Origin of the sequence: Lentibacillus sp. (assembly GCF_035301925.1) — a bacterium.
In the GTDB taxonomy this organism is placed as follows: Bacteria; Bacillota; Bacilli; order Bacillales; family Amphibacillaceae; genus Lentibacillus.
The window spans coordinates 1-8605 of record NZ_DATGTI010000185.1; the positions used below are offsets into that span (position 1 = coordinate 1).

Below are 8605 nucleotides of genomic sequence, written 5' to 3' on the forward strand. Positions count from 1 at the left end.
ATTATACAGACGGTGCGGTGTTAAATCCCGAAAGTGAAATCCCGACACTGATTTACGGTCCCGGAGACGAAAAACTGGCACACCAGCCAAATGAATACGTTGATGTGGATGCATACCTGCGTTCGATTGATTTTTATAAAACATTAATTCTTGAGTATGCAACATAATATAGACATTTAGTTTTTGGTGGACATCCTCAAAGGTCGAAGAATAATTTCAATATGACGATTTTCGGCAGCTGCCGAAAATTAACATTATAGAAGGGTGCACATCGCGCGAAATCATAGAAGTCTCGCGCGATTTCTTGTGGACGTTGCGCGAAATTCACGGCTCGTTGCGCGATTTCAGTCGGTCCTCGCGCGATATCCTGAGCTGTCGCGCGATTTCATGCCATGCTCGCGCGATATCCCGTGAGCGTCGCACGAAATCTACAGGACCTCGCGCGAATTGCTCAACCTTCTCAAGCCCCTGAATTCCCAATCCCGCCGCAGAAGCACAAAAAGAGGGAAAAGCCATAACTTTTCCCTCTTTTTCATTTGCATTCGTTTTCTCTACCGCCATTTTTAATAGCACCTCACTATTTTTAGATTGGAAGCGTTTTAATTCTGGCTGAGTTACAATACCAAGTTGTCTGCCAAATAATCTGCAGTACAGGAAATGGTTAGTTATATTGTACAACGTAAGTGTTTTCATTAATAATGATTAAAAATGATGGTTTTTATCATCGAGTCTGATACCCAGCTGCTCAAATAACAATAATGTTGAGTACATTCAAAAATGCAGCTCAATAAGCACTGCTGTTTTATTCTGTCATTACTACCAATACAAATAGGGTAATCCTGATAATTGGACTACCCTGCTTGTTTGTTCAGTCAAGTATTATATCGCTTCTTTTTCTTCTGTGTTAAAGTCTTTGTGAATGGTTTTTATGGTTGACGATGGCGACCCAAAAAATCTGCTGACTACAAAAGCGCCGATAATGGAACTGATCATTCCAAGTGAACCCGATATCCAAACATTATAAAATACTAACAAAATGACAAATACAGAAATCCCCAGAAGAGAAGCAGTAACAGCTCCTTCCTTTGTTGCTTTCTGATCAAATACAGCCAAGATTACCGGCCCCACTACAAGCGAACCCATTCCACCCAATGCACCGTACACTAGAATAGAAAGAAATTCCGGCGTTTGCATTAATGACCCGATTATGGCAATCCCGCCAATAATCAGCGTGCTGACCTGCGAGACTCTTAGACTTTGTTTGTCAGTAAGTTCTATATGAAAACATTTTTGTATTAAATCATAACCTACTGTTGTTCCCACTGAATGTAAAATGGAGGAAACGGTTGTAAGCACCGCTGATAAGACGCCGATAACGACTAATGCACCAATATAAGTAGGAAAATACGTACTTACAAACATTGGCAATACAGCATCCGCTTGCTGTAAGTTAGGGAACAAAATTCTTCCGGCAAAACCGGCCCACATGCCTCCACTTATTACAACTGTAAATATGATCACATAAATGACGACTTTCCTGAAACTTTTCACATCGTTTAGTGCAAAAAGCCGGATACTCATGTATGGTTGGCCAATTTGCCAGAGACCATAATAGATAAGCATAAAAAATACGGTTACAGGGGTATACATAACGGGGTCAAAAATCCCCGTGAGAGCGGTATCAATAGCATTCAGTTTCTCATTCATAGCACTCCATCCGCCTACAAAATATATACTTGCCGGAACAATGAACAGCATAAGTGCTGCCATAAAAATACTTTGTGCAGCATCTGTCCATGCAACAGTTACAAATCCGCCTTTTGATGAAAAAATGATCAGAATAGCACCAAGTACGATGATTGGCCAGTCAAAAGATGATCCAAAGAAAGTACTGAATAATACACCGACCCCTTTAAATTGTGCAACCATCATAGGGGTATAAAACACTAAAATTCCTAGCGAAATGATTAATTGTAAAAACTTGCTTTCATATATTTCCCCTAAAAAATCCGGAACTGTCAATGTATTTAGTCTAGCGCTGATTGTTCTCATTCTTGGGCCTAAAAACAGGATTGGAATGACAATACCTATCACGCAGCCAATCCAGATCCATGCCATTGGCCAGCCATATTCATACGCGAGTCCGGGATTTCCTAAATAACTGCTCGCACTTCCATATGTCGCTATCATGGTAGCGGCCACAATAAGAGGTCCAATTTTTCTGCTTCCAAGCGCAAAGTCCGCTGTAGATTTAGTTTTCTTAGATGATATATAACCAACAGTAAGCAAAAATGCTAAGAAAAAGGCTAAAGCTACAATTACCGCGACTATTACACCATCCATTTAATCAGATTCCCCTTTGATTAACTTTTCTAATTTTTCTTTCGTCCAATATTTGTTCATATATAATATAGAAGCAACTAGCGTACCACCAACACAGATGACATAGTAAAGAATGGCCATATGCATGCAAATCACCTCTTTTATAATTCTAAGTCCGTCGGTACAGGTAAAATGGCAAATGCCTTCCATTTAGGACATTTGCCATTCAATTTTTAATAAATTATTAACGGCTGATACTAAAATACACTTTTAACTATCGTACGGACTCTTCTCTCAAGTCCCCATTCTCCAACTGGAAAGTTTCGATGTCGTTTAGATAATTAATTACTTTCTCCAATGGATCCACGTCCCCAAATTTGGCATCAATATCAAACAGATTCCATTCGACTGCACCAGGGACCCGATCAGCGATCGTTCCTTCAGGGACGATGGTACGGAATCCAAGTTCAGTTGAGTCCATGCACGTGTGACGCACACAGGCACATGCTGTAGCACCGACTACAATAAGTGTATCCACACCATGGGTTGTAAGCCAATATTGCAGTGGCGTCCCGTTAAAGCAGCTAGCCGTCTTTTTGACGAATACCACTTCTTCCTTCTGTGGATTCAACCTTTCATCAATATCAATCCAATCTTCCCCAAGCTTTAATTCGTCCAACGGAATTTTGTCCGCCCATCTCCCGATATCCTGATAGCCATTCGGGTTATATGCGGTTGTGCTGTGGAAAATAGGCACATTTTTTTCCCGTGCTGCATCTAATACACGCCGTACATTCGGAACGACCTCTTCCATGTTTTCGCAGGAAAATGCATGCCCTGGTCTGGTCCACGCATTTGCAAGGTCAACTGTGATGATGCCTGGTTTTTTCCCATAACCGACGCGCTTCTGAAACCCTCGGTCCGTATGGATTTCCCTTGCTCTTTTAAACATTTTTCTCAATAACTCCAGATCAAAAATTTCTTCTGACATGTCCTCCACCCTTTCTAAAATTTGAATTTATTTTATGATACACTTACACACTCATTCATTATTGGGTGAATAACGGCAGCTTGTTTCTTTGCTGGCGCATTTCTTTTCGTCTTTTTTCCGTTAATTCCATATTTAAGTTCTCATTCTCAATGACAACCCCATAGTCATTCAGCGCCGTTTCCACAGAGACCATTTCATCCAGCACATCTTCATAAACCTGACTGGCTTGGCGTTCCAATGGATCACCATAGCCACCGGATGACGGCACCATAATTTTCACTGACTCCCCTGCGTTAAAACGCTTTCCGTTTAATTTTGAAGAGAGCTCTTCCGGATTTGTATCCGAATTTTTAATTAATGATGCTTCTTTTCCCGGCAGGCCGCCATTGTATCCCCATGGTTTCACGGTATGCTTATCCCCTTCCATGGACATTAATCCATCTGTCAGGAAACGGTTCCGGCGGATAATCCCAAGGCCGCCTCGAGTTTTACCTGCACCGCCGGTATCTTCTCTCAATTCATACTGCTCACAGATCATAGGGGTGTGCATATCAAGGTCTTCAATCGGATTGTTTCGTGTGTTCCATGAACTAAAGTCCATCGCGTCCATTCCATCCTTTTCCGGACGTCCGCCATAAGAACCCTCATTGACTTCAATGTATACCCAGTAATTTTGGTCCTTATCCAATCCGGAATACGATGCAAACTGGATATTAGCGGCACTCCCTGCACAGGTCCTTTCGGGTATGACCGGCGTCAATGCCTTAATAATTAAATCCGCAGCAGTATTCACTTGATTGGCCCGGCTAAAGGTAGCTGCAGGGGGAATCGGATTAAAGATACAACCCTTCCTTGCTGTGACTTTAACAGGACGAAACACCCCATGATTTGCCGGCACAAATTCCTCATGTGTATAGGTATCAAGAAATATGGAGCGCACCACACTATATACACCGACACACAGTGCACCGGAATAGGCTGCGTTAAACGCTGTAGCCACCTGGTCAGCGGATTTGGAAACATCTATCTCCAGTTCACTGCCTTTCTTAATGACATTCACATGAACATTTAATTTTTCATTCAGGTTGATGCCATCATCATCAAGCCAGGATTCTGCCTCATATTCACCATCAGGGATCTTGGCGATTTCTTTACGCATCATCCGCTCAGAGTAATTCATCAATTCATCCCCAGCCGCAAGCACCGTCTCTTTGCCATACTTATCGAGGAGTTCAATGTACCTTTTCGTCCCCAGTCTGCAGGCAGCTACTTGCGCTTCCAAGTCGCCAATTACCTGGGAGGAAGTGCGCACTTTCTGCCTGATGATTTCAAACAGCGTTTCATTTGGTTGTCCTTTATCATATAACTTGACACCATTTAATACCAATCCCTCTGCGTAAACATCAGGAGCGTCCACGATTAGACCCGGCTGTGCGCCGCCTATGTCCAGGTGGTGAGCCGTAGTTCCTGCATAACCAACTAATTCCCCTTCATAGAAAATAGGCTGGGTAAGGGAGATATCAGGCGAGTGTGAGGCACCGGCATACGGATCATTGTTCCAAATAATATCTTCCGGATGATAATTTTCCCCGATCTTTTCCTGAAATCCTTGAATATAGCCGGGAAGACAACCCAGCTGCATGGGCGTTGAATCTGATTCTGCAAGTGTTTCCCCAAATTTGCTGAATACTCCGGCGCCAAGATCCTCGGATTCCCGGATTAAAGAAGAGTAAGCCATCCGCTGCACCACGTGCGACATCTCTTTCGCAATCGTATCCAGCGCTCCTCCAATAACTTGCATGGTTACTGGATCAATTTTTTTACTACTCACGCTTCACACCTCCGTAAAATGTTTTTCCGCAGTCTGAGATGACTTTGTTTCATTTTGTGTTGCAAGTAACGTACCATGTGATGAAACGACTACCTCCCAGTTAGGTGGAACAATTGTTGTTGAATCACGCTGAATGATGGATGCCGGTCCTGTAATCCGATCATTTGCCATTAATTTTTCGCGCTGGTAACGCGGTGTTGCTATACTTTTAATTCCTCCATCAACTTCAAAATAGGTTTGCCGTTCATACATAAGCGCTTCTTTCGGATTTGTTCTCTCCATTTCTTCCAATTGAGGCAATTTAAAAGATGGCGTTTTCCCGGTTGCAACAAGATCCAAAGAAATGAGCTCCACATTGTTTTCAGGGAAATAGTGACCATATTCCTGCTTGTGCATCAAATGGAAACTTGAAACAATCTCATCGATGCTCCGCTTAGTTAGCGGCCCCTCCGGAATAGGTACTCTCAGTTCAAATCCCTGTCCCATATAGCGGCATTCAGCAATCCGCTCATATTCAATATCACCTTGACTGATTCCATCCCGAATCAGCTGGTTTGCCGCTTGATCCTCCAATTCCTGCAGCTGCTTACCTAATTTAGAAACAAGGTCTTCCGAAACTGTTCCTAAACCCTCAATACAGGAAGCATTAAAATGGTATTTCAAGTCACTGATTAATAAACCGGCTGAAGCTGTAATTCCTGGATAGTTTGGAACCATGACGACCTTCGAACCAATTGTTTCTGCCAGGTCAATGGAATGAAGCGGTCCCGCCCCGCCTGCAGCCAATAATGCAAAATCCCTCGGATCAATACCTTTACGGACGGAGTTTTCACGAATAGAAAGTGCCATATTGTTGTTAATGATTTTTAAAATGCCAAATGCTGCTTCCTCAATCGTCATGTTCAATTCATCAGCTATGTTGTTCTTAATAGATTCAACGCTTTTTTCCGGGTGCAGAGGAATTTCCCCGCCCAAAAATTGCTCCGGATCCAGCCGTCCTAAGACAACATTCGCATCGGTTACACAAGGATCCTCACCGCCCTGGCCATAACAGGCAGGGCCCGGTGTTGACCCGGCACTCTTGGGTCCAACCCGAAATGCGCCACCGGCATCGACATAGGCAATCGAACCTCCTCCGGCACCAATCGTATCTACCTCGAGCATCGGCGTAACCACTGGATAACCATTTACTTGAGCATCTCTTGGATTTACCACCCTCGGGGTTTTTTCCGGGATGATTGAAATATCAGCGGAGGTGCCTCCGATATCGACACTGATCACATCTTCTATCCCGTCCAATTGTCCCCACCATGAAGCTGCCAGCACGCCGCCCGCAGGTCCTGATTTCAATAGATTCATCGGCGTCATGGTCGCTTTTTGGGAAGATGCCATACCGCCGGAAGACTGCATGATCTGCAGTTTCCCTTTGACGTTGGCTTCTTCAAGTGATAAAACCAGATTATCTATATACTGATTCACTTTAGGAGCCACAAAAGCATTCATTGCGGTCGTACTGAAACGTTCATACTCACGTATCCGTGGTGCAACCTCACTGGATGTAAAACATTTTATTTCCGGCCAGATCTCATTAACAATTTCTTTTGCTCTTTTCTCATGGACATCATTAAGAAAAGAAAAAAGAAAGCCAACAATAATGACATCTACATTCTCTGCTTTCAATTTTTTAACTGCATCCCGTACTTCCTGCTCCTCCATCGTGGTACGGATACTCCCATCGGGTGCTTGAAGTTTTTCCGTGATTGGAAGACGGTGCCGTCGCTTCACCAGGGGATTATCCTGCCACGGAAGGCTTTGCTGAATAGAGAAATTTTCGCTCTTTTTATGACGGGCAATATGAAGAATATCCCGGTAATTTCTCGTTGTCAGCATTCCTGTCTTCGCACCATTTCCTTCGATGGTAATATTCGTTGCAACTGTAGTTCCATGCAGAACATAATCAATATCCTCAACATCCGCATCACTTATTGAACAGAGCTCTTTAATGCCTTTAATAACACCAACGGATTGGTCATGCGTTGTACTTGGAACCTTGTGTACATTAACTTTGTTTGCTGTTTCATCAACCAATATCAGGTCCGTAAAAGTACCGCCAACATCCACTCCAACTCGAACCATTCTTTTTTCTCCTCTCATTTTAGGGATAAAACCAATTATTAAAACTGCCTTTGTTTTGCCCTTCTGAGATAGATGCATAAGCTGACATTTACTTCAATTACTTTGTGATTGAATGGACACCTCCTATCACCCGAAAATTTTTATATATTCAATTATTAGTTACATTATATTGCGTAAGCGCTTTCATGTATAATGATTTGAAATGATAGTCTTTATCATCGAAACTGATGTCCGACAAATTTACTACCATTTGAACTGCCTTAATCTGTTTCCTCCCCTCGAATGTTTTACGTTTTTCGAATAGTTTATTGCAATAGGAGTTATTACTATTTAAATAATTGCAACTTGTTTAATGTTTAAAATTATTATAAAATTAAATTACCTTCTCGTATAATGATTAGAAAAGATGGCTTATATCACTATAACTGAATGATAAAACGTAAATTGCTTATTGGAGGGGTGCAAGTGGAAATAAAAGATTTGCTGATTTTTCAAAGTGTTGCGCGCCATGGAAGTATCAGTAAAGCTGCTGATGAACTCTGTTATGTCCAATCACACATTACCGCCAGAATAAAATCCCTGGAATCAAATTTAAAAACTGAATTATTTCACCGTCACAGCCGGGGAACAACGCTCAATTCAGAAGGAAAGAAACTCCTGAATTACTCGGAAAAAATTCTGCTTATGCTGAATGAAATGGAAAAAGCGTTCCAGGATTCCGACAGTCCCTCAGGAACACTGGAAATCGGCACAGTCGAAACGGTTATTAAACTGCCGGTCATTTTATCTGCCTACCATAGAAACTACCCCAATGTTGATTTATCACTTATAACCGACGTCACAAAAGAATTACTCAGTCTAATTTTGAGCCGGCAGCTTGATGGTGCATTTGTGACGAGTTTCGGTTATCACCCGGAGATCGAACAGATTGAAGTATTCCAGGAAAAGCTGGTATTAATATCAAATAATGAAGGCATCTCCTTTGATGATTTAAAAAGACAGCCACTGCTCGTTTTTAGCGAAGGATGCAGTTATCGGGCTAATTTGGAAAATTGGCTTCATGATGAAGGCGTTATAAATGCAAACGTGATGGAATTTGGCACATTGGAAACGATTTTAGGCAGTGTCAGATCAGGGCTTGGAATTAGTCTTGTCCCCCACTCCACGGTTCGTCAATTAGAACTGGACGGTGCGATTCATTGCCATGATATCCCTGATAAATACAGCAATATATCAACTGTCTTCATTTGGCATGCAGAATCATACGTAACAAATACGATGAAGAAATTCATCGAAACAATCCAGGAATTCACAAGTGTCGACTA

Annotated in this window: 7 protein-coding genes; 2 read left to right on the forward strand and 5 right to left on the reverse strand. The window is 42.3% G+C overall.

The annotated features are described in order from the left end of the window. Positions 1-17 precede the first annotated feature (17 nt). A complete protein-coding gene (locus VK080_RS14930) occupies positions 18-167 on the forward strand; it encodes a M20/M25/M40 family metallo-hydrolase (protein WP_324225575.1) in 150 nt (49 codons plus the stop codon). Between the two features lie 157 nt (positions 168-324). Here the strand turns inward: VK080_RS14930 and VK080_RS14935 are convergent, their stop codons facing one another. The 5 genes from VK080_RS14935 to VK080_RS14955 form a co-directional block, all read right to left on the reverse strand. Next, positions 325-561 (reverse strand): hypothetical protein, encoded by a 237-nt coding sequence (locus VK080_RS14935; RefSeq protein ID WP_324225569.1) that lies wholly within the window; start codon positions 559-561, stop codon positions 325-327. Positions 562-879: 318 nt separating this feature from the next. Further along, entirely contained in the window at positions 880-2343 is a 1464-nt protein-coding gene (locus VK080_RS14940; protein WP_324225570.1) for a sodium:solute symporter family protein, read from the reverse strand. 253 nt (positions 2344-2596) lie between these two features. Beyond that, complete coding sequence (locus VK080_RS14945) at positions 2597-3313, reverse strand: isochorismatase family protein (protein WP_324225571.1); 717 nt, start codon at positions 3311-3313, stop codon at positions 2597-2599. A gap of 58 nt (positions 3314-3371) precedes the next feature. Continuing rightward, entirely contained in the window at positions 3372-5144 is a 1773-nt protein-coding gene (locus VK080_RS14950; RefSeq protein ID WP_324225572.1) for a hydantoinase B/oxoprolinase family protein, read from the reverse strand. Positions 5145-5147: 3 nt separating this feature from the next. Then, positions 5148-7280 (reverse strand): hydantoinase/oxoprolinase family protein, encoded by a 2133-nt coding sequence (locus tag VK080_RS14955; protein WP_324225573.1) that lies wholly within the window; start codon positions 7278-7280, stop codon positions 5148-5150. Positions 7281-7745: 465 nt separating this feature from the next. Between VK080_RS14955 and VK080_RS14960 the strand changes: the two genes are divergently transcribed. Next, the coding region (locus VK080_RS14960; RefSeq protein ID WP_324225574.1) for a LysR family transcriptional regulator at positions 7746-8605 on the forward strand (860 nt) is incomplete at its 3' end.

Coding starts and splice junctions, on each gene's coding strand:
- VK080_RS14935 (WP_324225569.1), bottom strand. CDS start 561: ATGGCGGTAGAGAAAACGAATGCAAATGAAAAAGAGGGAAAAGTTATG.
- VK080_RS14940 (WP_324225570.1), bottom strand. CDS start 2,343: ATGGATGGTGTAATAGTCGCGGTAATTGTAGCTTTAGCCTTTTTCTTA.
- VK080_RS14945 (WP_324225571.1), bottom strand. CDS start 3,313: ATGTCAGAAGAAATTTTTGATCTGGAGTTATTGAGAAAAATGTTTAAA.
- VK080_RS14955 (WP_324225573.1), bottom strand. CDS start 7,280: ATGGTTCGAGTTGGAGTGGATGTTGGCGGTACTTTTACGGACCTGATA.